Origin of the sequence: Pleomorphomonas oryzae DSM 16300 (assembly GCF_000422965.1) — a bacterium.
GTDB classification, from domain to species: domain Bacteria; phylum Pseudomonadota; class Alphaproteobacteria; order Rhizobiales; family Pleomorphomonadaceae; genus Pleomorphomonas; species Pleomorphomonas oryzae.
This window is the reverse complement of record NZ_AUHB01000001.1, coordinates 121,107-147,302: the sequence shown is the minus strand read 5'-3', so window position 1 is coordinate 147,302 and position 26,196 is coordinate 121,107. Positions and strand designations below refer to the sequence as shown.

Genomic DNA, 26,196 nt, shown 5'->3' with positions numbered 1-26,196 from the left:
GTCAGCGAGGGGAAGTGGCGTCGGACGCACCGAGCAGCGAAAGGCTGTTGAGAACGGTATTCAATGGTCCGCCGTCGGACGGGGTACCGAGGGCGAGCGGCTGCTCACTCGGTGTCGAGGTTGGCGTCAGAGCCGCCTCCCGGGCCTTTGCCTCGGGAATGCGGGCACGCATGCTTGTGCCGACGTCGCGGATCACCGACACCGCCGCCGGCGTCAGCGATTGTGGTGAAACCGTAGCTTCCGATGGTACGGCCGCGACCGTCGCCGGCTTGCCGGTCGAGGCCACCACATCAGCCGGCACCGGTACGCCGGGGATCGGCTTGAAACCGAGGCCGGCGTGGATCGGCTCCATGATGGCGTGCCAGGTTATGGCGGGAAGGCTGCCGCCGGTCATGTTGGCGGTCGATGTATAATCGTCATTGCCGAACCAGACCGAAGCGGCATACCAGCCGGTGAAACCCACGAACCAGGCGTCCCGGTAGGCCTGTGTCGTTCCGGTCTTGCCGGCCTGCATCTGACCGGGGAACTTCGCTTTGCCGCCTGTGCCGGCGTTCACCACGGTCGACAGCACGCTGTTCATTTCATAGGCGATCTCTTCGGGCAACACTTGCTCCGGAGGCGGTTCATCGCGCGCCCGGTCGTAGGTGATGACGCCGGCCCGCGTCTTGGTCCACTCGATAGCGTAAGGCGTCGATTTGAGACCGCCGGTGGCAAACCCAGAATAGGCACCGACCATATCGATGGGGGTGACTTCGGCAACGCCGAGCGGCAGGGCGCGGGTGATCTTGAGTTCCGTGCGAATGCCCAACTTGTGGGCCGTTTCGACGATCTTGCCACGGCCGAAACTCTCGGCGAGACGCACCGGCACCGTGTTGATCGATTTGGCGATGGCCGTTCTGAGCGAAACCCGGCCGGCGTAGGACCGACCGTAGTTGCGAGGGCTCCAGTTGCCGATGCTGATCGGGGCGTCGGAGATCATGTCATCCGGGGCAAAGCCGTTCATGAAGGCCGTGGCGTAGACGAATGGCTTGAAGGAGGAACCGGGCTGGCGCAGCGCGTAGACTGCCCGGTTGAACAGGCTCTCGCCATAGTCGCTGCCACCGACCATGGCGCGGACCGCACCGTCGAGGCTCTGCACGACGGTGGCCGCCTGCTTCACTTTATATTGCGGGCCGTATTGCCTGAGACTATCGGCAATGGCGGTATCGGCCGTCTTCTGGATCATCGGGTCGAGCGTGGTCCGGACGGTGATGGTGCGGTCACCGGGCGGGGCGATGCGCTTGACTTCGTCGAAGGCCCAGTCGAGGAACCAGTCCGGCGCGTTGCCGTTGGCCGAAGGCACCGGCGTTGCCGGATTGCGGCGGGCGGACGCGACCTGCGCCTCGGTCATGAAGCCGGCTTCGACGAGGTTGGACAGGACCTGATTGGCGCGGGCGCGGGCGGCGGCGAGATTGTTGTTGGGCGAGTATTTGGTTGGCGCCTTGTAGAGGCCGGACAGCATGGCCGCCTCGGCCAGCGTCAGCGACTTGACCGACTTGCCGAAATAATACTCCGACGCTGCGGCGACGCCGTGCGTGCCGCCGCCCATGTAGGCGCGGTCGAGATAGAGTTTCAGGATCTCGTCCTTGGAAAGCTGGGCTTCGAGCCACAGGGCGAGATAGGCTTCGTTGATCTTGCGCTGGATGGTGCGCTCGTTGGACAGGAACAGGTTCTTGGCGAGCTGCTGGGTGATGGTCGAGCCGCCCTGCACGACGCCGCCGGCTTTGGCATTTGAGACGATGGCGCGGAAGGTGCCGAGCGGGTCGATGCCGAAATGGTCGTAGAAGCGCCGGTCTTCGGTGGAAAGCGTCGCCTGGATGAGATAGGGCGGCATTGCCGAAAGCGGAACGCTGTCGTCGAGAAACATGCCGCGTCGGCCGATGACCGCGCCGTTCTTGTCTTCGAAGGTCACGGCATAGTCGCCGCGCGCGCGCCAATCGCCTTCCGTCGCCTTGAAGGCGGGAATGGCGAACACCAGCAAAACAATGAATCCGGCAGAGCCAAGCGTCGTTCCCTCGGACGCCAATTCGAACACGGCCCGTTTCCATCCGCGCATGCGGATCAGGCCGGAATAGTCGATCAGGCTACTCCAGAATCGCGAGAAACCCTGCGAAAAGTTCCAGGCTGCCGAATCCACAAAGGCATCGATTCGGAGAAGCCAGAGGCGCCAGCGCGGATTACTCTTGAATTCCGGCACGGTAGAGCCCAAGCGTTAGGGATGTTCGGAAGCCGAAAACTAACCTTTTCCGGCCCCGGTTACCAGATCGCAGAGAAAAAGATGGCGGACGATACCGGTAAAGATGAGGAACTGCCGTTCTGGCGCACCAAAAGCCTCGAGGAGATGACGGACACGGAGTGGGAAAGCCTGTGTGATGGCTGTGCCCGCTGCTGCCTGAACAAGCTCGAGGATGAGGACACCGGTCGCATCGTCTACACCGACGTCGGCTGCTCGCTGCTCGACGGCGAGAGCTGCCGTTGCCGCGACTATGCCCATCGCTCCGAGACGGTGCCGGAATGCGTTCGCCTGACGCCGCACGAGGTGCGGACGCTCACTTGGTTGCCGGCCACCTGCGCCTATCGCCTCGTCGCCGAGGGCCGCGATCTCTACGATTGGCACCCGCTCGTGTCGGGTGATCCGGAAAGTGTTCATCGGGCCGGCGTGTCGGTGCGCGGCAAGACGGTGCGCGAGCAGGACTGGCCGGTGGAAGAGTGGCAGGACCGAATCGTCACATGGCCGACCCGGCTGCCTGGTCTCATGGGGCGCAAAAGGCGCCGGCGGGCTTAGGTCAGTCGATGGCGATCAGCACGTCTGACGCCTTGACCACTGCCTTGGCAGCGTCGCCAACCTTGAGCCCCAATTCGTCGGCGGCCTCGTTGGTGATGGCCGCGGTCACTTTGATGCCGCCGGCAATTTCGAGAACGATATGGGCGGTGGTGCTTCCCTTGGTGACTTTGACGACCTTACCCTCAAGGACGTTGCGGGCGGAAATCTTCATGGTGACGTTCCCTGTTCGAACCAGCGGTTCCGGCGAGATGTGACGCCCTGGTCGAGACGCTCACGGTAGGAAGAATAAACCGAGCCCGCCTTTCCACAATGCCAGAACGGCGGCATTCGACCATCGTCGGCGCAATATTTGCTGAAGACTCGTACAGGATCGGCGAAAGGCAGGAAAACGCCGTCGCGGGCCAGTCCGTCACTGGCAAAGTCTTTGATGATATGACAATGAGCGAAAGAGGAACGTTTGGGAAAGGCTTGTATGTGGTGAGCATCGACACGACCGACGACAGCCGGCATGGAGTTTGGGACGATGTGCAGGCCATCGTCATGGGAACGTTCTTTGCCGCCATCGGTATTGAATTCTTCCGCGACGCCCATCTCGGCACCGGCGGCACGGCCGGCGTCGCTTTCCTGATCCACTATGCTACCGAATTCGGCATCGGCCCGGTGATCTTCCTGTTGAACCTGCCGTTCTATGCTTTCGGCTGGGTAACCCTCGGTCGGGAGTTCACCCTGAAGACCTTCGCCGCCGTGGCGCTGCTATCGCTTGAAAGCTATTTCATGCATGACGCCTTCGCCATCGGGCACAGCACTCCTTGGTTCTCGGCGATTACCGGCGGCGCGCTGACCGGTGTTGGCATGCTGATGCTGTTTCGCCACAAATCCAGTCTGGGTGGCATCGGCATTCTCGCCGCCTTCGTCCAGGAAAAGCTGGGCTGGCGGGCCGGCAAGTTCCAGCTCACCACCGACCTCATCATCCTCGCGACGTCTTTCCTGGTGCTCGATTGGCAGCACGTGGCCCTGTCGGTGCTGGGCGCCGTGGTGCTGAACCTCGTTCTCGCCGTCAACCATAAGCCGGGTCGTTACAACGGGTATTGAGCCGCGTCCTCAGGCCGACTTGCGGCGCGGCACGGGTACGGGATCTGCTGCGTCGGCTACCTCTCGCCAAGCCGGAGCGGCGCCCTCAATCTCTCGCCACTCTTTGAGGAGCACGCGGCGACGGCGCGGATAGCGGGTGCCCAAGTCCACAGCGTCCGACATGCGGTCGATGCGGAAATGGCGATAGTCGGCCCTCAGCTCACACCAGGACGTCAGAACACGCACCCGTTCGAAAAACGCGACGGCGATCGGCCAGACGATGCGACGTGAGGCAATGCCCTTCTCGTTGACATAGGAGAATTCCAGACGAGTCTCGTTGCGGATGGCCGTGCGCACCAAGGACAGGTCGATACCGTCACGATTGGCATTCCAGGCTGGTGCGACGATCAGGCCGGTAGCGTCCATCCGATCGGCGAGATCGGCCGGCAAAACGGCGGCAATCTTGGCAAGCGCATTCTCGGCTGACGAGGCGAGCCGCTCGTCGGCGCGTGTCGCCGCAAGACGCGCACCGAACACCAGGGCCTCGATCTCGTCTTCGGTGAACATCAAGGGCGGCAACATGAAGCCCGGCTTCAGCACGTAACCGACGCCGGCTTCGCCGTCGATTGGCGCACCCTGGCCGATCAACGCCTGAATGTCGCGATAAAGGGTGCGCAGCGACACGCCGAGTTCAGCCGCCAGCTCCGCTCCAGAGACGGGACGGCGGCGGCGGCGCAAGGCCTGCACCAGGGTAAGAAGGCGCTCTGCGCGAGACATCGGATAACCCAGAGGTTCTGGCAACGGATTCGAACATCAAATACGAGCCAATCATGCCAGCCCAAACGGCCCGCGTCCAGAACAATGATCTTGTTTTGTTCTGAGGTGGTATCTCAAGATGTCTGTCAGCGATTGTTGGTGTGGACTCCCTTGGGGATCTTGGCCGCCGCAAATTGAGTCCAGACCATGCGAATTTGCCGGGCGCTTACAAAAGGAGGCGGGACAATTGAAGGCCTGCGACGGGCTCCGGCCGCCGGTTATGACCGTACAATGTTTCCAGACAGGCGATGCGTGCGACTGGCAGAACGACCCAACATAGCCTCGCTGGTTGGACGAAGTGTTTGGAATACCAATCACCAGCTCCGTCTACGATCGTGCGTTGACTCGATGAACGGGGCAGCAAGAGCCAGAGGTATGCGGCGCGAACCGTACTGATCGAGCATTCTTCCAAAGAACTGGAGCTTGTAAGCGCCGGCTCGGAGCCAGGGCTTGATTGACTGTCTGTCGCTGGACGAGGTACCGAGGTTCTCGTTGAGCGGTGCGAGATTGGTTATGCCTTCGTCACCGGGCGCACCAAGCCCGCTGCTTGACCGATGCGACCGGTCCTGTGACCGAAAAGACCATGATGAAGCGCTCCTTTCGCTGGAGCGTGAAGGCATAGGCAGGAATTGAATTCTGAGTAAGTGCGCGCCCTTGTTCGATTCGGATTTCGCGGATCGTTTCGTGCAGTTGCTGCGCTGGCGCCGCGACGTCCGGCATTTTGCGCCGGATGCTGTGCCGGAACAGGATATGCACGAGCTTCTGACCTGCGCGGCACTGGCGCCTTCAGTCGGCAATTCGCAGCCTTGGCGCTTCGTCCGGCTACGGTCGGTCACTGTCCGGGATGCACTGGTTGCTCACGTCGATGAGCAGAATGCGCTGGCGGCCGAGCGTTATCAGGGCCAAGAGCGCTATGAGACCTATCGCAAGCTCAAGCTGCACGGCCTGCGTGAAGCACCGGAACTGCTGGCTGTGTTCTGCGACGAAAAGCCCGAGGCCGGTCATGGACTCGGTATTGCGACCATGCCCGAAGCGCTGCGCTATTCCTGTGTGACGGCGATCCACACGCTATGGCTGACCGCCAGACTGCGTGGGATAGGTGTGGGATGGGTTTCGATCCTTGATCCCGCGGCCGTTCGCGCGATGCTGGATGTTCCGGCTGACTGGTCGCTCATCGCGCTTCTTTGCATCGGTTTCCCGCAAGACGAATTCGATACCCCCGAACTCGAGCGACAAGGCTGGCAGCTCCGAGAGCCGTTGTTGGATCGGGTATTCGAGCGATGAGACCTTAATTACGGCCGGCGCCGACTGACCTGTCGTTAGGGCTGCCAGTGCACGGCCTGATAACGGACAATCGATCACATCGAACCGGAAGGATTGCCTGGGGTCGCATCTTCGAGAAGTGCGCCCGTGAAGACGCCGATTGAAGGTCGCCGACGGGTTGGGAAATTTGCCTTTCCGATTCATAGGATCGCCATCTTTGCTTCTCGACCGGCGGCCTGAATCTTTGCATGAACTGCAAGCTCATCACTTCAATGGCCACTCGCAAAGGATTCAAAAGACTCGCGAATTTGCGCCCCCTTGAATCAGTGCCTGAGGCGAGTTCGGTAGTTTTTGTGGCTTTCCTGAATCAGAACCTCAACCGCTGGAATCGAACTGTGAGCTTGATGACTCATTTGACGAAGTGGGGAAATCTGGGGTCTTGGGGCGGTTGAGGTATGGGTTGATTGGTTCGTTTCCCTTGGTTCGCGTGAACCATCTGCATCTCCGATGCTGATGAATCAGAGCTGGTGCGATGGCGCGCAAGTGTCGGCACGGACTCGCGTTATGAGCACGTTGAATCACTGCCTGAGGGGCATGATCGAAGCGCCGGATCCAAGCCCAGCGATTTCAAGTGAGGATAAGGAAGAGGACCTCTGTGCCCCTGCTTTGTCGGACACTCGAAACCGAGCCCGCAAATGCTCGAAGCGAAGACCCGTACGCTCGCGAAGCGATCTGTCGGCAAGGCCAGCCCCACGACCCACATCGCTTGCTCCTCCATCGCCATGCCTTACTGGCCGACACTGATCGCATGTAAGGTGTGGCTGCATAGATCGGCACGGTCCATCTTCGAACCTCCGAACCTCATGTCCGGGCTGAGCTGCCTTCTGTCGTTTCACTGCAAGCCGCAACGACAGGTTCCATATCGGGCGCTTCGATAATGATGGCTACTGGATATTGGCCCCGCCGGCATCGAGATACTGTTCAATCTTTCCAGGCTGAAGGACAGGACGACGCTGCATCCAACGAGCCAGACACTGAAGCTCCGGACCGACGAAGCCGTCGCTGACGAGTGGAGAATGGTTGTCTTTGGCTGTTAAGAAAACAGAACGCCTGACTTGGAGCGAAGGGCTGTGTGCCGCAACGTCACAGCGATACGTGGCGAGCGTATTTCGCTTTGAAGGGGAAGCTGATGACGAAGCTAGCCCGCGCCGTCGGACGGGGACGGCGCGGGCTATAGCGCTGAGGCCCAACGAGGAGGGGTGTCAAGCCACGGCGCATTTGGTCGCGGCGACGGCGGCCGCGATTTCTTCCTTGAGCAGAGACCGGTGGCGCTTGAGATCGGCGAGGACGTCCGGCCCAGCCGGCTCTTCCAGCGTCTCGATGCGGAAAATACGCCGGTTGATCTCCTGATAGGCACTGGCGAGGTCGCAGAAGACCGCATCAAACAGCATGAGCTGCTCAATGGCGTTCCAGCTCTGCGGGAATTCCAACGAAAGCTCGTGCGGGATGCTCATGTTCGCTGCCCCCTCTTCTCATCGTCCTGAGGCTAAGCTCCTTGTGGCAACAAGGCCTTGAGGTGGATCAAAAGTCGTATGCGTGCCATCCACCAACAGGGGTTTTCCTATGCCCCCTCTCTGAGAGACGCGGACTCCGGCGCGACGTTTGGCGCCGGCGGCAGGGTAGGGCACCGATTGGACGAGGATATTGGGCGCCGCTGACAAGGGCCGCAGTCGGGCAGGACTGAACGGAATTGCCGCCAGCCGAAAGCATGAATGGCGGGCGTCGCCGGTGTTCATGGACCGTTCAGCCTCAGGTAGCTAAAGTCCGGCTTATGAACACTAATCGCAAGCGATTCCGTCTCGCGTTGGCGTGTCTCACGATACTGCCGATCCTAGCGGGACATGCCGCCGAGGCGCGCTGCCTGACGCCTGCCGAAACGCAGGCCGTCGTCGGCAAGGGGGCCGTTCAGAGGCTGAGCGTCATCGCCCGCGTCATCGACGGAGAAATCGTCGACGCCAGGCTTTGCGAAGGTGGGGGATTGCTCGTCTATCAGTTGGCCGTCATGCGAGAGGGCGGACGGGTGGACAACATCATGGTCGACGCCACGTCGGGCCAGAAACTTCGCTGAAGCGGGAAATCTAACAATGCGGATTCTGGTGGTCGAAGACGACCGCGATCTGAACCGGCAGCTCGTAACGGCTTGCCGCGACGCCGGTTATGCCGTCGACGTCGCTTTTGATGGTGAAGAAGGGCATTTTCTCGGCGACACCGAGCCCTATGATGCGGTGATTTTGGACATCGGCCTGCCCAAGATGGACGGCCTTAGCGTGCTCGAGGCGTGGCGGCGGGATGGCCGGCTGGTGCCGGTTCTGCTGCTCACCGCCCGCGACCGCTGGAGCGACAAGGTGGCCGGCATCGACGCCGGTGCCGACGACTACGTCGCCAAGCCGTTTCATATGGAGGAAGTGCTGGCCCGTCTCAGGGCTTTGACGCGCCGCGCCGCCGGCCGCGCTTCCAATGAAGTCGAGGTTGGCCGGGTCCGGCTCGACGTCAAGGCTGGGCGTCTCACCGTCGACGGCAACCCGATCAAGCTGACTTCCCATGAGTTTCGTCTCATCCAGTATCTGATGCTGCATATGGACAAGGTGGTCTCGCGGACCGAACTCGTGGAGCATCTCTACGATCAGGACTTCGACCGCGATTCCAATACCATCGAGGTATTCGTCGGTCGTCTGCGCAAGAAAATGGGTATCGATTTCATCGAGACCGTGCGCGGTCTCGGCTATCGCATCGTGTCCGAAAAATGAAGTCGCGTCTTCGGAAACTGGGCGAATGGCTGACAAGCTCGCTGGCGCTCAGGCTGGCGCTCACCTCCGCTTTGTGGGCGGCGATCGCGCTGGCCGCCTTCGGTTGGCTGCTCACCGAGCTCTATCGGGCCAGTCTTATCCGCTCTTTTGACGAACGCATCATTGTCTACGAGAAAACATTGGCTGGCGTCGTCGCCTCGACGCCCGACGGCGGCGTGCCTGATCCCGGCACCATGGGAGACCCGCGTTTTGGCCGCTATCAATCCGGCTGGTATTGGGTCGTGGTTGACGTCAAATCGCAGAGCACCATCGCCACCAGCCAGTCGCTGTTTGGCGAAGTGCTGGCGCTGCCGCCGCCGCCCAATAACGGCGTGGTGGTCACCAATGACGCCAGCGATCCGGCCGGCACGGCACTTCGCCACGCCACACAGCGTATCTTCCTGAGCAACGGGCGGATGTTCGATCTGCATGTCACCGGCAACGTGGCCGAGCTTGCCGATGAGATCTCCACCTTTCGCTTCCAGGTATTCGCCACGCTCGCCGCTTTCGCGCTTGGTCTCGTCGCTGCGGCGGGACTGCAGGTCAGTTTCGGCCTGAGGCCGCTCGCCGCCATGAGTCGCCGCCTAGCCGACATTCGCGAAGGCCGCGCCAACCGCCTCGAAGGCCGCCTCCCGCGCGAGATCGCTGCGCTCGGCAAGGAACTCAACGCCCTCATCGAGACCAACAGCGCCATCGTCGATCGGTCGCGAACGCAGGTCGGTAACTTGGCCCATGCGCTGAAGACGCCGTTGGCCGTCATCTTGAACGAAGCGCGCGCCGAGGGCGGGCCGCTGGCTGACAAGGTCGTCGAGCAGGTGACGGTGATCCGGGCGGAGGTCGATCGCTACCTCGACCGGGCGCGGCTCGCCGCCGATCGCAAGGTGATTGGCGCGGTGGCCGATGTCCGCCATTCGCTGGAAGGGCTGATCCGCGTTCTCAGCCGTGCCTATCCCGATCGCAGCCTCTACCTCGAAGCGCCGGGTGCCGGGCATCCCAAGGCCCGCATCGAGAGGAGCGACCTTGAGGAACTCGTCGGCAATCTCATGGACAATGCCTGCAAATACGGGCGCGAACAGGTACGGATCGCACTGTCGGTCGATCGGGCCGACCGCGACCGGCCGATGGTGGTTATTCGTGTGGAGGATGACGGTCCCGGCCTGCTGCCCACCTCCTATGCCGAGGTGCTTGGCCGCGGCAGGCGCCTCGACGAGACTTTGCCGGGGTCGGGCTTCGGCCTCGCCATCGCAACCGAGATTGCCGAGACTTACGGTGGCTCGCTGGTTCTCGATCGAGCCGGACTTGGCGGCCTTTCGGTAACCTTCCGCATTCCCCTGAGTTGAAATGGATTGACAGGACGACGCGTGACGAAGGGAGTGAACGACAAGATGTGGAGGCAGCGGCGGCAAGAATAAGTCGCAACCAAAATTCGGCCATGGTTTCAGGCCATTACAAGTACCAAAGGCGATTCGACTAACGGAACAGATTCCTTTTTGGAGACCGGAGACATGTTGTTGAAGAAACTAGTGATCGTCGGCCTGACAGCTTCTCTGCTGGCCGGCTGTGCGACGGGGCCTAACCAGAACCAGACGCTCGGCACGCTGGCCGGTGCTGTTGGTGGTGCTGCCCTCGGCTCGGCTTTCGGCTCGGGCAGCGGCAAGGTGGCAGCCATCGCCGCCGGTGCGCTGGTTGGCGGCTTCCTGGGCAACCAGATCGGCGCGTCTCTCGACGCCGAGTCGCAGCAGTATAATTACAACGCCAGCGTCCAGGCGCTCGACACTGGTGCTCCGCAGCAGTGGCGGAACCCGCAGAACGGCGTCTACGGTACGGTCGCGCCTGGCCCGGTCGCTTATGTCAACAACCGCACCTGCCGCCCCTACACCAACACGGTGTATATCGACGGTCAGCCACAGGTGGCCCGCGGCACCGCCTGCCAAAATCCGGATGGCAGCTGGCAGGTTGTCGGCTGAACCAAGCCGATCTTTGCATAATCCTGGAAAGGCCGGCTCATCGAGCCGGCCTTTTTGCGTCCCGTCATAAGCTCCGTTCGTTACCAGTCATCAACCATCTTGCTGCAAGATCATTTGGTAAAGGACTGGTTTACGGGATTCGATATGGACGGACGGGCGGCGGTGACCGACAAGGCCGAGACTTTCCTGCGGGGCCTGACGCCACGGGCGCGCGGCATGCTGGTCCGTCGTCTTGAAAGCGATCAGGCTGTCCCCGTTGAAGTCGATGCCCGCCGTCGCCTCATTCTCGAGGCGGCCCGTACCATTGTGGAAAGCCGCAGGACCACCAAGCAGGTGACATCGGGCGGAACACCCGACATGCGCCGGCTGGTCTTTGCCGCCTTCGAGCCCTACCTGATCGAGGAAAGGCTGACCGTTCCGGCGCGCGGGTTCGTCACCTCCGCCACCCTGTCTCATCTCTGGGCCTACGTCAGCACCGAGCTTCTGCCAAAGGAGTTCGGCATTTGGAATGATCCTGCAACCGCACCGTCGTTTCCAAACGATGCTGCCTACCGCGAAGAGGCCGCCCGGCTGGAGGCGCGGCTCTTCGAGGCTTTGACGCGCCATATCGAAGCGATTGCCGACGAGCCGAAGCTGCAGCAGCGCTTCATGTCGCGCATCGGCGGCGAGGTGGCCCGCGGCGAAGTGGACGACATCATCGCCGTGCGCGACCGGCTGGATGACCTGCCGACGCTGAGCGCCGCCATTGTGCATCTGCTCGACTCCGGTTCCGCCGACCTGGGGCTCCTCGAACAGATCGCCACCTATCTCACCAAATACCCGGAGACGGCCGGCTGGGTGGCTGGCGGCGTTTTTCGCCGGCAGTCGTCCGTGGCGCCCTTGATCGCCTTCGCCAAGTTGCTGGCCGGCGGCGAAACGGCTCGCCGCATGCGCACGACGCCGACGGCCACGGCCTTTATCGATCTCGGCTTCGCCGCAGCCGACCGCGCCGCCTCGCGTTTTCTCACCACTCTTCGCAGCAGCCGCAACGTCGCCGACGCCGTCGCCCAGATCGGCACATTCCGCTCGGTTCTCAACGAGCTCACCAATGGTCTCGATGTCGACGGCGACGGCTGGTGGCAGCAGCGGATGGTGGTTATCAAGCGGCGCTTTTCAGAAATGCTGTTCGCCGAGTTCGATAAGCTGTTACCGGCCCTGCGCCGGGCGTTTCGTGTGCAGGAGGCGCCTTATCCCGGCCCCGCCGACGGTGCCGAGGCGGTCTTCTTGTGTGCCATCTTCGCGGCGGCGGGCAAATGCCGTGACACCCTGGCGATCAATGGCTTGATCGGCCGTCTGACGCCCCTGGTCGATCAGGCCATCGAGCTCTACGCCCTCGATCTGCCGGCCCGGCTACGCAGCCGCGACGGCGAAACGCGCGCTGTGGCGCTGTCGGCGGTCGATCATCTCATCAAGGCCTCAGGCTTCCTCTACGGCGAGGACTATGCCTCCCACCTCAGGCGCAGCAAGGAGCAACAGCTCAAGGCGCCACGGCCCGCCGCTTGATGGTCCCAACTGCTTTTTTTGAATCCTTCTCAAATTCGTCCAGAAGTCCATTGAGAAACCGCTGCCGTTGCCCTATTCGGCTGGGACATCGGGGTTCCGGCGCATGGCCGGCGGCTCGGGAAAGAGCGAAGGATGATTTTCTGGGTTTTGCTGGCCTTGATGACGGCAGCGGTCGTCCTCGTCGTGATTGCTCCGCTTGCGCGGCCGGCTGCCAGTTTCCCGGCGGCCAGCGGCGAGGAGACGCGCGTTTATCGCGATCAGCTCAGTGAACTCGACCGCGACCGGGAGCGCGGCTTGATTGGCGGCGAAGAGGCGGATGCCGCCCGCGCCGAGATCGGCCGGCGCCTGTTGGCAGCCACACGGATGCCGGCGGCGGCTGGCGAGCCGAGGCCCACAGCCAATCGCTTCATCGCACTGATGACGGTGATCGCCATTCCCGCGATTGCGCTGCCGCTCTACCTCGTTCTCGGCCAGCCCGACATGCCCGATGCACCGCTGGCCGAGCGCCTGTCGGCGGCGCCCGCGTCCGGCAATATCACCGATATGATCGGCCGCGTCGAAAAGCACCTGGCCGCCAACCCCGGTGATCTCTCGGGCTGGCGCGTCATCGCCCCCATCTACGCTCGCATGAACCGGCTCGATGACGCCGTAAAGGCCTGGGGCCGACTGGTTGCCGCGGGTGAGAAAGACGCGGACACGCTTGAAAACTACGGCGCCGGTCTCGTCGACACCAATGACGGCATCGTCTCGCCGGAAGCGCAGTCCGTACTGGCGCGCGCCGTCGCTGCCGATCCGGACCGCGCCCGCGCCCGCTTCTACTATGCCGAGGGACTGCGGCAGGCCGGCTCGTTCGATGAGGCTCTGAAACAGGTCGACGAGCTGATACGCCGTTCGCCGGCGGATGCGCCTTGGCTCGATACGGTGCGCAAAAAGCGCGGCGAGATTCTTGCCGCGCTGAACAAGCCCACCGACGCGCCGGAACCGGCGACGCTGCCGGCCGCTGGAACGGGTGTCGACAAGGCGACAATCGAGGGCATGGTCGATGGCTTGGCTGCCAAGCTCGCTGCCGATCCCAACAATCGCGATGGCTGGATCCGGCTGATGCGCTCCAACATGGTACTTGGCCACGCTGACAAGGCGAAAGCGGCGCTCGCCGACGCGCGGAAAGCGTTCGCCGGCAATACCGATGCGCTGGCGGCGATCAATGCCGCCGCCGAAGAGCTGGGCGTCGACAAGCGGGAAGGACAATGACCATGGTCATGACGCGCAAGACGCGGCGTCTCATCCTGATCGGCACGGTCGGCGCGGTTCTCGCCGCTGCCGTTGGTCTCGTCCTTTTTGCGCTGTCCGGCGAGATAACGCTCTACAAGACGCCGACCGAGATCGTCGAAAAACACGTGACGGAAGGCCGCCGCCTCAGGATTGGCGGCCTTGTCGAGGTTGGCAGCGTGATTCGCCAGGATGGTGGGCGGGTGGAGTTCAAGGTGACCGACACCGCCAACGCAGTGCCTGTCACCTATACCGGCCTGTTGCCCGACCTGTTCAAGGAGGGGCAGGGGGTGGTGGCCGAGGGAAAGCTCGATCAAACCGGTCTTTTCCAAGCCGATACCGTGCTCGCCAAGCATGACGAGCGCTATATGCCCAAGGAAGTGGTCGACGCACTGAAGGCGCAGGGCGTCTGGGAAGAAGGCCAGCCGGGCGGACCAAAGCCGCCGACGGCGAAGAACTAGGTGAGGGCGGCATGATCGTTGAATTCGGCCATTTCGCACTGATCCTGGCGTTGGCTGTGGCCGTCGCTCAGTCTATCTTGCCGATTGTTGGCTTTTTCCGCCGCGACCCCGCACTCATGGCGGTAGCGCCGAAGGCATCGTTGATGCAGCTCCTGCTGGTCGCCATCGCCTTTTCGGCACTGACCTATGCCTATCTCGTGTCCGATTTCTCACTGGTCAACGTCGTCGAGAACTCCCATTCGGAAAAGCCGCTGATCTTCAAGATCTCCGGCGTCTGGGGCAATCACGAAGGCTCCATGCTGCTCTGGGTGCTGATTCTCGCGCTGTTCGGGGCGGCGGTGGCTGTGTTCGGTGGCAATCTGCCACAGACTCTCAAGGCCAACGTGCTGGCCGTCCAGGGCTGGATCAGCACAGCCTTCCTTGCCTTTATTCTGACGACCTCCAATCCTTTCCATCGACTTGCCGAGCCGGCGATGGAGGGCAATGACCTCAACCCCGTTCTGCAGGATGTCGGCCTCGCCATCCATCCGCCGCTGCTCTATCTCGGCTATGTCGGCTTCTCCATTGCTTTCGCTTTCGCCATCGCGGCGCTGATCGAAGGGCGGATCGATGCGGCCTGGGCGCGCTGGGTGCGGCCGTGGGTTCTGGCCGCCTGGATCTTCCTCACCGCCGGCATCGCCATGGGGTCCTACTGGGCCTATTACGAACTCGGCTGGGGCGGCTTCTGGTTCTGGGACCCGGTGGAGAACGCCTCGCTGATGCCGTGGCTGGTTGGCACGGCGCTGCTGCATTCCGCCGTCGTCATGGAGAAGCGCGAAGCGCTGAAGGTGTGGACCATACTGTTGGCCATCCTCGCCTTCTCGCTGTCGCTGCTTGGAACCTTCCTGGTGCGCTCCGGTGTGCTGACGTCGGTGCATGCCTTTGCCACCGACCCGACGCGCGGCGTGTTCATCCTGGCCATCCTCTGCCTGTTCATCGGCGGTGGTTTCGCCATGTTCGCTGTCCGCGCCGGCACCCTCAGGCAAGGCGGTCTCTTCGCCCCGCTCAGCCGTGAAGGCGCGCTGGTGCTCAACAACGTATTTCTGACGGTGGCTGCCGGTGTCGTGCTGTTCGGCACGCTTGTGCCGTTGATCGTATCGGCCTTCGGCGGCGCCATCTCGGTGGGCGCTCCCTATTTTAATACGGTATTCGGCCCGCTGTTCGGCGCGACGCTGCTGGTGGTGCCGTTCGGGCCGCTGCTCGCCTGGAAGCGCGGCAATCTCCTCGGTGCCCTTGAACGCCTTTGGGCGGTGTTTGCCTTCGCCGCACTGATCGGCCTCGGCATTGCCTGGCTGAACGGCGCGACGCATCTCCTTGCCGCCGTCGGTCTCGGCGGCGCCGTCTGGGTGCTGGTTGGTGCCTTCGCCGAACTCTGGTCGCGGGCGCGTTTCCGCCAGGTTGGATTGGCGGTCGGCTTTCGTCGCCTTGCCGGCTTGCCGCGCTCGGCCTTCGGTACGGCGCTCGCCCACGCCGGCCTTGGCGTGACGCTGCTTGGCATTGTCTCGACATCCGCCTTCCAGAGCGAGGCCATCCTGGAGATGAAGCCGGGCGACACCGCCACGGTCGGCGGCTACTCCGTCACCTTTGACGGCGTCCGGAACGGCGCCGGCCCCAATTATACCGAGCAGGTCGTGAGCATGACGGTGCGGCAGGGCGGCACCGTGCAATTCATCGTCGAGCCGACGCGTCGGTTCTATACGACGCGCCAGATGCCGACCACCGAGGCCGGCATTCGCACGCATGGCCTGTCGCAATTCTACGTGACGCTGGGCGGTGAGGGGCGTCAGACAGGATCGCTCGTGGTCCGCATGTGGGACAAGCCGCTGGTGACGCTGATCTGGCTTGGCGCCCTCGCCATGATGGCCGGCGGTGCCCTGTCGCTTACCGATCGTCGCTTGCGTGTCGGTGCGCCGAAGCCGGCCCGGCAGGTGGCGCCGGTCATCGTCGCCGACTGACGGAGGAACCCATGCGTCTTTTCTCCGTCCTCGCACTTCTGTTCGCGCTGTCGGGTCCGGCCTTCGCCGTCGATCCGTCCGAGCGACTCGCTGATCCGGCGCTTGAAGCACGCGCCCGACAAATTTCCGAAGAGCTGCGGTGTCTCGTTTGCCAGAACCAGTCGATCGATGCCTCCGACGCCCAGCTCGCCAAGGACTTGCGAGTCATCGTTCGCGAGCGCATCACCGCCGGCGATAGCGATGATCAGGTCCGCGACTTCCTGGTCGACCGTTACGGCGAATTCGTGCTGCTGAGGCCGCGCGCCCACGGCGTCGGCCTGCTGCTCTGGGTTCTGCCGCTGGCGCTGCTGCTGGTGGCAGGCGGCGGGCTGTTCATCGCTTTTCGGCGGCGGACTGCATCTCCCGAGGCCGAACGCCTTTCTCCGGAGGAAGAGGCGGCTCTGAAAGCGCTGTCGCGCGAGGATGATGGGCGCGCAAATATTTGAAATAAGGCAACTTTCTGGCGGCCTTTCTTACAAAAGTTTAATACGCTCGCAATCTCCAGGTTAGGGACGGGGTGGCTATATGTCACCATCGAAACCGGATCGACGCCGGTTCCCGAGAGTTCATCCCTCTGGAGATCATTCCATGCTCAGGACTTCCGACAAGCCGACCAGATCCCGCGTCAAGGCACTGCTGCTGGGATCGGTCTTCGCCGTCGCCCTCGGTGGCATCGTCGCCGGCGAGACGGCCCTCATTTTCGACAACACGGCGCAGGCGCAGAACCTGTCGCAGCCGCAAAACAGCCAGCCGGTCTTCTCTTTCGCCGACATGGTGCAGCGGGTCCAGCCCGCCGTCGTCTCGATCCGCGTCAAAACCGACGAGACCGTCGGCCAGGGCGACACTGATGCCGAGGGTTTGCCGCCCGGCCTCACGCCCGACAGCCCCTTCTACGATTTCTTCAAGCGCTTCGGAATGCCGGGCATGCCAGGTGGCCACAATGGTTCGCCGCAGCACCGCTATGGCCTTGCACAGGGCTCGGGCTTCTTCATCTCCGCCGACGGCTATGTCGTCACCAACAACCACGTGGTCGAGAACGCGACCGACGTGAAGGTGGTGACGGACAACGGCACCGAGCACGCCGCCAAGGTGATCGGCACCGATCCCAAGACCGACCTCGCGCTGGTCAAGGTCACCGATGGCAAGGATTTCCCGCATGTATCCTTCGCGACCAATGAATCCCGCGTCGGCGACTGGGTCGTCGCTGTGGGCAACCCCTTTGGTCTCGGCGGCACGGTGACGGCCGGCATCATCTCGGCCCGTGGCCGCGACATCGGTGCCGGACCCTACGACGATTTCCTGCAGATCGATGCCCCGATCAACAAGGGCAACTCCGGTGGCCCGGCCTTCAACGCCGGTGGCGAGGTGATCGGTGTCAACACCGCCATCTACTCGCCGTCGGGCGGTTCGGTCGGTATCGGCTTTGCCATTCCGGCGCATACGGCGCAGCAGGTTGTCGCCTCGCTGATGGATGGCGGCAAGGTGGTTCGTGGTTGGCTCGGCGTGCAGATCCAGCCAGTCACCGAGGAGATCGCCAGCTCCATCGGTCTCGACAAGGCGCGTGGCGCCATGGTGACCGAGCCGCAGGACAACTCGCCGGCCAGCAAGGCGGGGATCAAGGCGGGCGACACGATCCTGTCCGTCAACGGCCAGCAGATCGAGGACGCCAAGGACCTCGCCCGCAAGATTGCCGCCTTCCCGCCGAAGACCGTCGTTGACGTAACGCTGTGGCGCGATGGCAAGGAGCAGACCGTCAAGGTCGACCTCGGCGAACTGCCGAACGACCAGGTTGCCTCCTCCAAGTCGAGCGATAGCGGCACCGACGAGCATACGTCGCTCAGTGACTACGGGCTGACGCTTGCGCCGGCCAACAGCGTGGGCGCTGGCGATAGCGGTGCGGTCATCACCGATATCGACCCGAACAGCAAGGCTTCCGACCGTGGCCTGCGCCAGGGTGACGTCATTCTCGAAGCAGGTGGCCAGACCATCGAGGCCCCGCGGGATGTGTCGAAGGCGATTTCCGGCGCAGAGAAGGCCGGCAAGAAGGCCATTCTGCTGCGCGTGAAGTCCGGAGATAGTGTTCACTTCCTGGCTCTCCCCCTCGGGAAGTGATCGGCTGATCTCCAAATTGTATCGGCGGGCGGGCTCGGCGCCCGCCGCTACGCTTTTCCCTTGCGCTGCCATGCGTTGGCGCTAAACAACAGTCGACGAGCACCTTTGCGGGGCGGGGCGACATGCGCATTCTGGTGATCGAAGACGACAGCGAGGCGGCGGCCTATCTCGTCAAGGCATTGGACGAGGTCGGGCATGTCGCCGAACATGCGGCTGATGGCGAAGCCGGCGCCTTCATGGCCGAAGAGGGCGTCTTCGACGTGCTGATCGTCGACCGGATGCTGCCCAAGCGCGACGGCCTTTCCATCATCGAGGACATGCGGCACCGCGGCGATCATACGCCGGTGCTGGTGCTCTCCGCGCTCGGCCAGGTCGATGACCGGGTGCGTGGCCTGAGGGCTGGAGGCGACGACTATCTCACCAAGCCCTACGCTTTCACCGAACTCTTGGCCCGTGTCGAGGCACTCGCCCGCCGCAATCGTCCGGCCGACGTCGAGACCACCTATCGCGTTGGCGATCTGGTGCTCGATCGCCTGTCGCACACCGTGACGCGCGCCGACACGGAGATTCCGCTGCAGCCGCGCGAGTTCCGTCTGCTGGAATATCTGATGCGTAATGCCGGGCAGGTGGTCACCCGCACCATGCTGCTCGAGAACGTCTGGGACTACCATTTCGATCCGCAGACCAACGTCATCGACGTCCACGTTTCCCGCCTGCGCGGCAAGATCGACAAGGGTTTCGACAAGCCGCTGCTGCACACCGTGCGCGGCGCCGGCTACATGATCCGCGAGGCCGGCCCCGAGAGGGGCGGGGAGGCCGCATGGGCGCGCTCGGGCGGCTGATCCGGACGACGGCCTTCAAGCTGTCGCTGGTCTACCTTGTCGTCTTTTCCGGTCTGACGCTGTTCCTGACCGCCTATATCGCCAACAACACCGCCGAACTGCTCGATTCCCAGATCACCGAAACCATCGACAGCGAGATCAACTCGCTATCCGATCAGTATGAGCGTGGTGGTCTCCGTCAACTGGTCAGCGCCGTCGATCTGCGCAGTCGCCGTCCAGGTGCCAGCCTCTATCTCGTCGCCGATTCATCCGGCCGCACCGTGGTCGGCAATGTCGCCGATCCCCCCCTATCGATCCTCGGTCTATCGAACGGCGACACCACCTCCGTCACCTATCAGCGGCTCGATGGCGATACCGGTCGCCGCTATGACGCGGTGGTCAGGGTGTTCGCCTTGCCGGGCGGTTTCAAGCTGCTGGTTGGCCGCGACGTCAGCGAAATCGGCCAGCTGCGGTCGCTGATCTTCGGCGCCTCCCGCTATGCCATCATCATCATGGTGCTGACGGGCTTTATCTCCTGGTTCTTTGTCGGGCGCTCAGTGCTGAAGCGCGTCGAGAACATGGCCGAGACCTCCAGACGGTTGATGTCCGGTGACCTCACCCATCGGCTGGCCGTCAAGGGATCGCACGACGAATTCGACAATCTCGCCCTCAGCCTCAACGAGATGCTCGACCGCATCGAAGCGCTGATGACCGGCCTGCAGGAAGTGTCCGACAACATCGCCCACGACCTCAAGACGCCACTCAACCGGTTGCGGGCGCGCCTTGAGGAAACGCTGCGGCGCGGAGGTGAGGTCGAGGACTATCGCGAGGCCATCGCCTCGGCCATGGAGGAGGCGGACAACCTCATCCGCATCTTCGATGCGCTCCTCAAGATCGCCCGCATGGAGGCAGGCTCCTCGGGCGACAGCTTCGAACCGCTCGACGCGGCCGACATTCTCGACGAAATCGTCGAGCTCTACGAGCCGGTGGTGGAGGATGCCGGCGGTCGGCTCACGCTCGAAACGGCGCGACCGTTGCCCCTAAAGGGTAACCGGACGCTGCTCAGCCAAGCCTTGTCCAACCTGATCGACAATGCCATCAAGTATGGCCAACCCGAAGGCGGGGAGGGGCTGTCAATTGCTCTGGCCGGGGCCGTCGATGGCGAAGAGATCTGCCTGACCGTGACCGACAACGGCCCCGGTATTCCCGAGGCCGACCGGCAGAAGGCACTGTCGCGCTTCGGCCGGCTCGATGAGGCACGCAGCCGACAGGGGTCGGGGCTAGGTCTGTCCCTGGTGGCAGCCGTGGCCCGTCTGCATGGTGGACGGGTGACGCTCGGTGATAGCGAGCCCGGCCTCAAAGCCAGTCTCTACCTGCCGAAGGCTTGATGCGTCCATCTGACAGGATGGAGCCGAAAAAGAACAAAAGCGTAAGACCATCAGGCCATGATGGACCTTTCGCTGAGGGCATTGGAGCGGGCAATGGGGGACGGAGACGGCATGACTGAGCGGGCTGAAGGCGCATTCGAGGACCGCATTGCCATCATACCTCCCAGAGGGCCCGATTTCGTTCTGGCCGGTTCGCTGCTTGACGATTGTCTGGCAGGTCCGGGCGGTGAAGCGTTGGCTGCCTTGTTCGCGCGTTCGCCGATCGCCCGCGAACTGGTGCTCGCCGTCGCCTCCAACAGCGCCCATCTGCGCGAGGCGGCGTTGCGCGACGGCGAAAGGCTGTGCCGCGTTCTTTCCAATGATCCGGCGGCGCTGGTGGACGGCTTGATCGCCTCCCTGTCGGACCCCATCGCCGATGAGCCGTCGCTGCGCCGCCGCCTCCGCCGCGTCAAGGCCGAGGCGGCGCTCGCCATCGCCTTGGCCGACGTTGCCGGCCTTTGGGAGGTGATGGAGGTGACCCGCGCGCTGACCCGGCTCGCCGATGCCAGCCTTTCCGCCGCCATTCGCTTCCTGCTGCTCGAGGCCGATACCACCGGCAAGCTGAGCCTGCCCGATCGTTCCGAACCGGAACGGGATTCCGGCTGGATCGTCCTCGCCATGGGCAAGCAGGGCGCCTTCGAGCTCAACTATTCCTCGGACATCGACCTCATCGTCTTCTTCGATCCGGCCGTCGTGCCGTCGGCCGACAAGGACGACCTGACGACCTTGTTCGTCCGCCTGACGCGTCGCCTGGTCGCCATTCTGCAAGAGCGGACGGGCGACGGCTATGTGTTTCGCACCGACTTGCGCTTAAGGCCCGACGCCGGTGCCACGCCGGTCGCCATGTCGACCACGGCCGCCCTGATCTACTATGAGAGCGCCGGTCAGAACTGGGAACGGGCAGCCATGATCAAGGCGCGCCCGGCCGCCGGCGACATTGCCGCCGGCGAGCGTTTCCTGGCCGATCTCAAACCCTACGTCTGGCGCAAATATCTCGATTATGCCGCCATTCGCGACATCCACTCCATCAAGCGTCAGATCCATGCCCACAAAGGGCACGGCGAGGTCGCCGTCGCCGGCCACAATGTCAAACTGGGGCGGGGCGGCATCCGCGAAATCGAATTCTTCGTGCAGACGCAACAGCTCATCGCCGGTGGCCGCAACATCGACCTGCGCGGCCGGCAGACGCTTGCCATGCTCGACGCGCTGGTGGCGCAAGGCTGGCTCGACGAACCGGCGCGCGATCTCCTGGCCGAGGCCTATCGCTTCCTGCGCCGCGTCGAACACCGCGTCCAGATGCTCAACGACGAGCAGACCCATACACTGCCGGATGATGTCGAGGGGCTGGCGCGCGTCGCCCACCTGATGGGGTACGAGGCTTCCGAGGCGTTTGCCGCGGCACTGCGGCAGCGATTGATTGCGGTCAGCGACCAGTATTCCGAGTTGTTCGAGGAAGAGGCCGACCTCTCTTCGCAGCATGGCAACATGGTGTTCACCGGCAACGACATCGATCCCGGCACGCTCGACACCTTCACCCGGCTCGGCTTCGCCCGACCGGAAGATTCTATTCGCATCGTCGCCTCCTGGCATTTCGGTCGATATCCGGCCATGCGGTCGTCGCGCGCGCGCGAACTTCTCACCGAGATCACGCCGCGTCTCATGATCGCCTTCTCGGAGACCGAGGCGCCGGATGCCGCGCTGATTGCCTTCGACCACTTCCTTGCCCGCCTGCCGGCCGGCGTGCAGCTGTTCTCTCTGCTGTCCTCGAACCAGTCGCTGGTGACGCTGCTCGCCATGGTGATGGGCAATTCGCCCTATCTGGCTGAGACCGTCGCTCGGCGGCCGCATGTGGTGGATGCTCTGCTGGAGCCGCAGTTCTTCGGCGCACTGCCCGGCCGGGCCGAGCTGACGCGCCGGCTGGACGTCTTCTTCGGCGAGGCGAGCGGCTATGAGGACGTGCTCGACCGTGCCCGCATCTTTGCTCAGGAACAGAAGTTCCTGATCGGCGTGCGCGTCATCACCGGCACCGCCGCCGCTCGCCAGCTCGGGCAGAGCTTTTCACGCCTCGCCGACCTGCTGCTCGAACGCGTGCTGACCGCGACGGCGGCCGAACTGGAGCTTCAGCATGGCTCCGTGCCGGGCGGCCGCGTAGCGCTCATTGCCATGGGTAAACTCGGGAGCGAGGAGCTGACCGCTGCCTCAGATCTCGATCTCATCCTGCTCTACGATCACGACCGCGACGCCACGCAGAGCGATGGCCGACGGCCCATCTCGCCCAACCAGTATTACGCGCGGCTGACGCAGCGCCTGGTCACGGCGATTACCGCGCCGACGGCCGAGGGCACACTCTACGACGTTGATTTCCGTCTGCGTCCATCGGGCAATGCCGGACCACTCGCCACGCGCATCGACGCCTTCGAACGCTACCAGCACGAGGAGGCCTGGACCTGGGAGCACATGGCGCTGACCCGCGCCCGCGTCGTTGCCTCGACCGGCGGCCTCGGCCAGGAGGCGGAACGGGTGATCGCCGAGACGCTCTGCCGGCAGCGCGACCCTCAGAAGGTGCTTGGCGATGCAGCGGACATGCGCGCCCGTCTTGAGCAGGAAAAGGGCTCGACCGACATCTGGAATCTCAAGCGGGTGCCGGGTGGCCTCGTCGATCTCGAATTCATCGCCCAGACGCTACGGCTCATCAACGATTGGCGGGAACCCGCCATTCATCTGCGCAATACGGAAGCGATCCTGCTGTCGGCGGCCACCCACGGCCTTCTCTCGACCGCCCATCGCGATGTGTTGCTGCCGGCCATCCGGCTGTTCGGTGACCTGACCCAGGCTCAGCGACTGACGCTGCCGGTGAAGGCGTCGGTGGCGGAAGCGCCGCGCGGCGTTCACGACGTGCTCTGCCGCGTGGCGTCGGCCCCGTCGCTCGCTCAGCTCGAAGCAGAATTGCGCGAGCGGCAGGCGGCTGTGCGGGACGCCTTCGTCGAGATTGTCGGTCCGGTGGTTCGACGCGCTGAATAAAATCTAGTGTACGGTTCGCCTGGGCTCGGTGAAGGCATCAGGCCCGGCGACGACCCGAGGGTAGGTGGTGGCTGTTGCCGACCCCGCCTGTGATGTTGCCACGGCGGCGGTGCCGTCGCTGGCCGTTGGGGCGGCGATGCGCGGCATCGAGATGGTGACTGTCGTCCCCGATCCTTCCACCGACTCGATCGTCATGCGGCCGCCGTGCAGCGCCACCAGCGACTGGGCGATGGCAAGGCCCAGGCCGGAGCCGGGGTGCTTGCGCGTCAGCTGGTTCTCCACCTGTACGAACGGTTTGGCGATCTGATCGAGCGAGGCGGCGGGAATGCCGATGCCGGTATCGCTCACCGAGAACAACACGTTGTCGCCCACTTGCCGCGTTCGCACCGTCACGGTGCCGGAGATCGGCGTGAACTTCAGCGCGTTGGACAGAAGGTTGAGCGCCACCTGCTTGACGGCGCGGCGGTCGGCCACCATCGGCTCGGCCGCTTCGAAATCGGTGGCGAGGATGATCTGCCGCGTCTCCGCCTGCGACGACATGATGCGCACGCATTCGCCGAGCACATCGTCGACCACCACGGACTCGAGCGCCAGATTGACCCGGCCCGCTTCGATCTTCGACATGTCCAGAATGTCGGAAATGACGTTGAGCAGGTAGATGCCGCTGTCGTGGATGTCGCGGCAGTAGCCGGTATACTTGTCCGAGCCGAGATCGCCGAACATGCCAGACATCATGATGTCCGAGAAGCCGATGATGGCGTTGAGGGGTGTCCGCAGCTCGTGGCTCATCGAGGCGAGGAATTCCGACTTTGCCCGGTTGGCCGCCTCGGCGCGGGCCTTTTCCTCGGCATATTTCTCGGCCAGTTCGACCAACTGCGTCGTCTGGAGCTGCATCTTGTGGCGATGCTGGCGGAGGTCGGCGACCGTTGCCATCAACTGCCGCTCGCTTTCCAGGAGGTTCTCCTCATGGCGCTTCAGCTGGGTGATGTCGGTACCGACCGATACGAAGCCGCCATCCTTGGTGCGACGTTCGTTGATCTGCAGCCAGCGGCCGTCGTCAAGCCGCGCTTCGTAGGAGCGCTCGCCGCCCGACAGTGAATAGCGCAGGCCCTCGCTGGATACTTTCGGCTGGCGGGCCGCCGCCATCACCTCGGCGTAGGGCGTGCCGGGGCGGGCGACGCTGTCCGGTAGCTGATGCAAGCTCTGATATTTCGAGTTGCACATCACCAGTCGGTTTTCCGAGTCCCAGATGACGAAGGCTTCGGAAATGGTGTCGATGCCGTCGCGCAGGCGGATGGCGGCCGTGGCATTCTCCTCGGCCAGCGTCTTCTGTTCGGTGACGTCGACGGTGATGCCGATGAGATGGGGCGAACCGTCGCGGTCGCGAACCACCTCGGCCCGCATCCTGAGCCACACCCATTCGCCGCCGGCGTGGCGAATGCGAAATTCCAGGTCGACGGATGGCTGGCCGGTTTCCAAAACCTCTTTGGCCAACTCATAGAGATCGACGTCGTCGGGATGGATCATCCCCTGCAAGTCGTTGAAGCCCATCAGGTCCGAGTTGGGCTCCATGCCGAGGATGACATACATCGACGGTGACCAGAACAACCGGCCACGGGCAAGATCCCAGTCCCAAAGACCGCAGCGGCCGCGCCGGAGCGCCGTGTCGACGCGGGCTTGCGTGGCGTTGTAGATGCGGTCGGCCTCACGCGCCCGGCTCATCTGGGCAAAGAAGGCATAGACGACGGCGATCAGGATCAGCGAGGTGCCAACGAACAGCACGGCGGTCATGGTGACGTCGTGTCGCCAGCCGACATAGACTTGGGCCAAAGGCTGGTAGACGGCAATCGTGCCACGATCACCAGGGAGGTTGCGCACCGTGGCGAGGGCCTCGGTACCGCCGGATAGCGTCACATCCAACACGCCGGCACGCTTGCCGAACACCAGCATCGGCTGGTCGGCGCCGAACAGGTCGGCAACGGTGCCGTTGCCGACAAATGCTCCTTCCGGCGCGGTCGCTTTGACGTTACCCGCCGCATCGGCAAACAGAATGACCCGTCCGTCGCTGGTTGCCGACGGCGGCAGGCTGTCGCGTAGCGCCGCGCGCATGACCCCGGAATAGCTGCCTTCGGCCTTATCGAGCGAGGGATGGGTGGAAAGGTCGGCGTCGAGCGCCTCGGCCAGCAGCGCCACCATGTCGGAGGCGGAGCGGTAGGTGTCGGTCCGCTGCTGCAGCAGGTTGGAAACGTGGAAAATGCCGCCCACCATCAGGAAGGCGGAGATCAGCACCGGGATGGAACGGCGAAACAGCGGTTCGGCCTGAAGGAGGCGCAGATAGGAGGGGCGAACCAGCAGGCCGGCATGCCCCTTCAAAATACTGTCGGTGTTGGCGTCGCCAAAAAAGCGCGTTCGCCACGTTCCCGACCCTCTGCCGAGGTCGCTGTCCGCCATGTCGTTGCCCCGCCGCCGCACGTTGTTGGGGAAACGCGAAACACCCCCGAATCAAGGGCAGTTTGAATCATCGGGAATCGCTCTGTCCATAGGTTAAAGAGCGTTGAATCTTCTTTTTGAATCGCCGCGGGCAAATGGAAGGGCCTGTGACATTCCTGCCGAGTCTGAACGGCGAAATTTAGCGTGCGACCATAGGCTTTTACGGGCTGTTGCCCTCTCCCGCTTCTCTAGAAAAGAAAACCGGGAGAGGCATATTTTGTGAGAGCCGTCGA

The 26,196-nt window shown here is 63.4% G+C and carries 21 protein-coding genes; 16 read left to right on the top strand and 5 right to left on the bottom strand.

Features of this window, described 5'->3' with window-relative positions; genetic code table 11:
• Nucleotide 1: 1 nt before the first annotated feature.
• Nucleotides 2–2,074 carry a transglycosylase domain-containing protein gene (locus G522_RS24930; protein WP_210162863.1) on the bottom strand — a complete coding sequence of 691 codons (2,073 nt, stop codon included), beginning with the start codon at nt 2,072–2,074 and terminating at the stop codon, nt 2–4.
• Nucleotides 2,075–2,317: 243 nt separating this feature from the next.
• Here G522_RS24930 and G522_RS0100700 point away from each other — a divergent pair, with 243 nt between their 5' ends.
• Entirely contained in the window at nt 2,318–2,824 is a 507-nt protein-coding gene (locus tag G522_RS0100700; protein ID WP_026789407.1) for a YcgN family cysteine cluster protein, read from the top strand.
• Nucleotide 2,825: 1 nt separating this feature from the next.
• Here the strand turns inward: G522_RS0100700 and G522_RS0100695 are convergent, their stop codons facing one another.
• On the bottom strand, nt 2,826–3,035 hold the full coding sequence (locus G522_RS0100695) for a TOBE domain-containing protein (RefSeq protein WP_026789406.1): 210 nt from the start codon (nt 3,033–3,035) through the stop codon (nt 2,826–2,828).
• Between the two features lie 266 nt (nt 3,036–3,301).
• Between G522_RS0100695 and G522_RS0100690 the strand changes: the two genes are divergently transcribed.
• The gene (locus G522_RS0100690; RefSeq protein WP_245586560.1) at nt 3,302–3,916 is read left to right on the top strand and encodes a YitT family protein; all 615 of its coding nucleotides are present in this window, start codon (nt 3,302–3,304) and stop codon (nt 3,914–3,916) included.
• Between the two features lie 9 nt (nt 3,917–3,925).
• Here G522_RS0100690 and G522_RS24925 read toward each other — a convergent pair whose 3' ends face one another.
• Nucleotides 3,926–4,672: a helix-turn-helix transcriptional regulator gene (locus G522_RS24925; RefSeq protein WP_051227968.1), complete on the bottom strand. Its 747-nt coding sequence runs from the start codon at nt 4,670–4,672 to the stop codon at nt 3,926–3,928.
• 693 nt (nt 4,673–5,365) lie between these two features.
• Between G522_RS24925 and bluB the strand changes: the two genes are divergently transcribed.
• Nucleotides 5,366–5,995, top strand: a complete 630-nt coding sequence (gene bluB / locus G522_RS0100680) for a 5,6-dimethylbenzimidazole synthase (RefSeq protein ID WP_215905469.1) — start codon at nt 5,366–5,368, stop codon at nt 5,993–5,995.
• A 1,241-nt stretch (nt 5,996–7,236) separates the two neighbouring features.
• On the opposite strand, the gene G522_RS0100675 is transcribed toward bluB, so the two are convergent.
• On the bottom strand, nt 7,237–7,488 hold the full coding sequence (locus tag G522_RS0100675; protein WP_026789403.1) for an HP1242/YdcH family protein: 252 nt from the start codon (nt 7,486–7,488) through the stop codon (nt 7,237–7,239).
• Between the two features lie 350 nt (nt 7,489–7,838).
• Here G522_RS0100675 and G522_RS0100670 point away from each other — a divergent pair, with 350 nt between their 5' ends.
• The 13 genes from G522_RS0100670 to G522_RS0100610 all read left to right on the top strand — a co-directional run bounded on the left by G522_RS0100670 (nt 7,839) and on the right by G522_RS0100610 (nt 23,473).
• Nucleotides 7,839–8,102 carry a PepSY domain-containing protein gene (locus tag G522_RS0100670; protein WP_156886780.1) on the top strand — a complete coding sequence of 88 codons (264 nt, stop codon included), beginning with the start codon at nt 7,839–7,841 and terminating at the stop codon, nt 8,100–8,102.
• A gap of 16 nt (nt 8,103–8,118) precedes the next feature.
• Complete coding sequence (locus tag G522_RS0100665) at nt 8,119–8,781, top strand: response regulator transcription factor (RefSeq protein ID WP_026789401.1); 663 nt, start codon at nt 8,119–8,121, stop codon at nt 8,779–8,781.
• The gene (locus G522_RS0100660) at nt 8,778–10,160 is read left to right on the top strand and encodes an ATP-binding protein (protein ID WP_036837528.1); all 1,383 of its coding nucleotides are present in this window, start codon (nt 8,778–8,780) and stop codon (nt 10,158–10,160) included. Before G522_RS0100665 ends, G522_RS0100660 begins: the two co-directional genes overlap by 4 nt.
• 165 nt (nt 10,161–10,325) lie before the next feature.
• Nucleotides 10,326–10,787 (top strand): RT0821/Lpp0805 family surface protein, encoded by a 462-nt coding sequence (locus G522_RS0100655; RefSeq protein ID WP_026789399.1) that lies wholly within the window; start codon nt 10,326–10,328, stop codon nt 10,785–10,787.
• Nucleotides 10,788–10,931: 144 nt separating this feature from the next.
• Complete coding sequence (locus G522_RS0100650) at nt 10,932–12,329, top strand: hypothetical protein (protein WP_026789398.1); 1,398 nt, start codon at nt 10,932–10,934, stop codon at nt 12,327–12,329.
• A 132-nt stretch (nt 12,330–12,461) separates the two neighbouring features.
• Entirely contained in the window at nt 12,462–13,580 is a 1,119-nt protein-coding gene (gene ccmI / locus G522_RS0100645) for a c-type cytochrome biogenesis protein CcmI (protein WP_026789397.1), read from the top strand.
• 8 nt (nt 13,581–13,588) lie between these two features.
• Entirely contained in the window at nt 13,589–14,059 is a 471-nt protein-coding gene (ccmE, locus tag G522_RS0100640; protein WP_026789396.1) for a cytochrome c maturation protein CcmE, read from the top strand.
• A gap of 11 nt (nt 14,060–14,070) precedes the next feature.
• Entirely contained in the window at nt 14,071–16,053 is a 1,983-nt protein-coding gene (locus G522_RS0100635) for a heme lyase CcmF/NrfE family subunit (protein WP_026789395.1), read from the top strand.
• Between the two features lie 11 nt (nt 16,054–16,064).
• A complete protein-coding gene (locus G522_RS0100630) occupies nt 16,065–16,538 on the top strand; it encodes a cytochrome c-type biogenesis protein (RefSeq protein WP_026789394.1) in 474 nt (157 codons plus the stop codon).
• Nucleotides 16,539–16,680: 142 nt separating this feature from the next.
• Nucleotides 16,681–18,204: a Do family serine endopeptidase gene (locus tag G522_RS0100625; RefSeq protein WP_026789393.1), complete on the top strand. Its 1,524-nt coding sequence runs from the start codon at nt 16,681–16,683 to the stop codon at nt 18,202–18,204.
• A gap of 122 nt (nt 18,205–18,326) precedes the next feature.
• Entirely contained in the window at nt 18,327–19,046 is a 720-nt protein-coding gene (locus tag G522_RS24920) for a response regulator transcription factor (RefSeq protein ID WP_036837524.1), read from the top strand.
• Nucleotides 19,025–20,413, top strand: coding sequence for a sensor histidine kinase (locus G522_RS0100615; protein ID WP_026789392.1), 1,389 nt, complete (start codon nt 19,025–19,027; stop codon nt 20,411–20,413). The genes G522_RS24920 and G522_RS0100615 overlap by 22 nt, the downstream gene beginning before the upstream one ends.
• A gap of 111 nt (nt 20,414–20,524) precedes the next feature.
• A complete protein-coding gene (locus tag G522_RS0100610; protein ID WP_026789391.1) occupies nt 20,525–23,473 on the top strand; it encodes a bifunctional [glutamine synthetase] adenylyltransferase/[glutamine synthetase]-adenylyl-L-tyrosine phosphorylase in 2,949 nt (982 codons plus the stop codon).
• 3 nt (nt 23,474–23,476) lie between these two features.
• Here the strand turns inward: G522_RS0100610 and G522_RS24915 are convergent, their stop codons facing one another.
• A complete protein-coding gene (locus tag G522_RS24915) occupies nt 23,477–25,924 on the bottom strand; it encodes a sensor histidine kinase (RefSeq protein ID WP_084632631.1) in 2,448 nt (815 codons plus the stop codon).
• Nucleotides 25,925–26,196 lie beyond the last annotated feature (272 nt).

Coding starts and splice junctions, on each gene's coding strand:
- G522_RS0100700 (WP_026789407.1), top strand. CDS start 2,318: ATGGCGGACGATACCGGTAAAGATGAGGAACTGCCGTTCTGGCGCACC.
- G522_RS0100695 (WP_026789406.1), bottom strand. CDS start 3,035: ATGAAGATTTCCGCCCGCAACGTCCTTGAGGGTAAGGTCGTCAAAGTC.
- G522_RS24925 (WP_051227968.1), bottom strand. CDS start 4,672: ATGTCTCGCGCAGAGCGCCTTCTTACCCTGGTGCAGGCCTTGCGCCGC.
- G522_RS0100675 (WP_026789403.1), bottom strand. CDS start 7,488: ATGAGCATCCCGCACGAGCTTTCGTTGGAATTCCCGCAGAGCTGGAAC.
- G522_RS0100665 (WP_026789401.1), top strand. CDS start 8,119: ATGCGGATTCTGGTGGTCGAAGACGACCGCGATCTGAACCGGCAGCTC.
- G522_RS0100660 (WP_036837528.1), top strand. CDS start 8,778: ATGAAGTCGCGTCTTCGGAAACTGGGCGAATGGCTGACAAGCTCGCTG.
- G522_RS0100655 (WP_026789399.1), top strand. CDS start 10,326: ATGTTGTTGAAGAAACTAGTGATCGTCGGCCTGACAGCTTCTCTGCTG.
- G522_RS0100650 (WP_026789398.1), top strand. CDS start 10,932: ATGGACGGACGGGCGGCGGTGACCGACAAGGCCGAGACTTTCCTGCGG.
- ccmI (WP_026789397.1), top strand. CDS start 12,462: ATGATTTTCTGGGTTTTGCTGGCCTTGATGACGGCAGCGGTCGTCCTC.
- ccmE (WP_026789396.1), top strand. CDS start 13,589: ATGACGCGCAAGACGCGGCGTCTCATCCTGATCGGCACGGTCGGCGCG.
- G522_RS0100635 (WP_026789395.1), top strand. CDS start 14,071: ATGATCGTTGAATTCGGCCATTTCGCACTGATCCTGGCGTTGGCTGTG.
- G522_RS0100630 (WP_026789394.1), top strand. CDS start 16,065: ATGCGTCTTTTCTCCGTCCTCGCACTTCTGTTCGCGCTGTCGGGTCCG.
- G522_RS0100625 (WP_026789393.1), top strand. CDS start 16,681: ATGCTCAGGACTTCCGACAAGCCGACCAGATCCCGCGTCAAGGCACTG.
- G522_RS24920 (WP_036837524.1), top strand. CDS start 18,327: ATGCGCATTCTGGTGATCGAAGACGACAGCGAGGCGGCGGCCTATCTC.
- G522_RS0100615 (WP_026789392.1), top strand. CDS start 19,025: ATGGGCGCGCTCGGGCGGCTGATCCGGACGACGGCCTTCAAGCTGTCG.
- G522_RS0100610 (WP_026789391.1), top strand. CDS start 20,525: ATGACTGAGCGGGCTGAAGGCGCATTCGAGGACCGCATTGCCATCATA.
- G522_RS24915 (WP_084632631.1), bottom strand. CDS start 25,924: ATGGCGGACAGCGACCTCGGCAGAGGGTCGGGAACGTGGCGAACGCGC.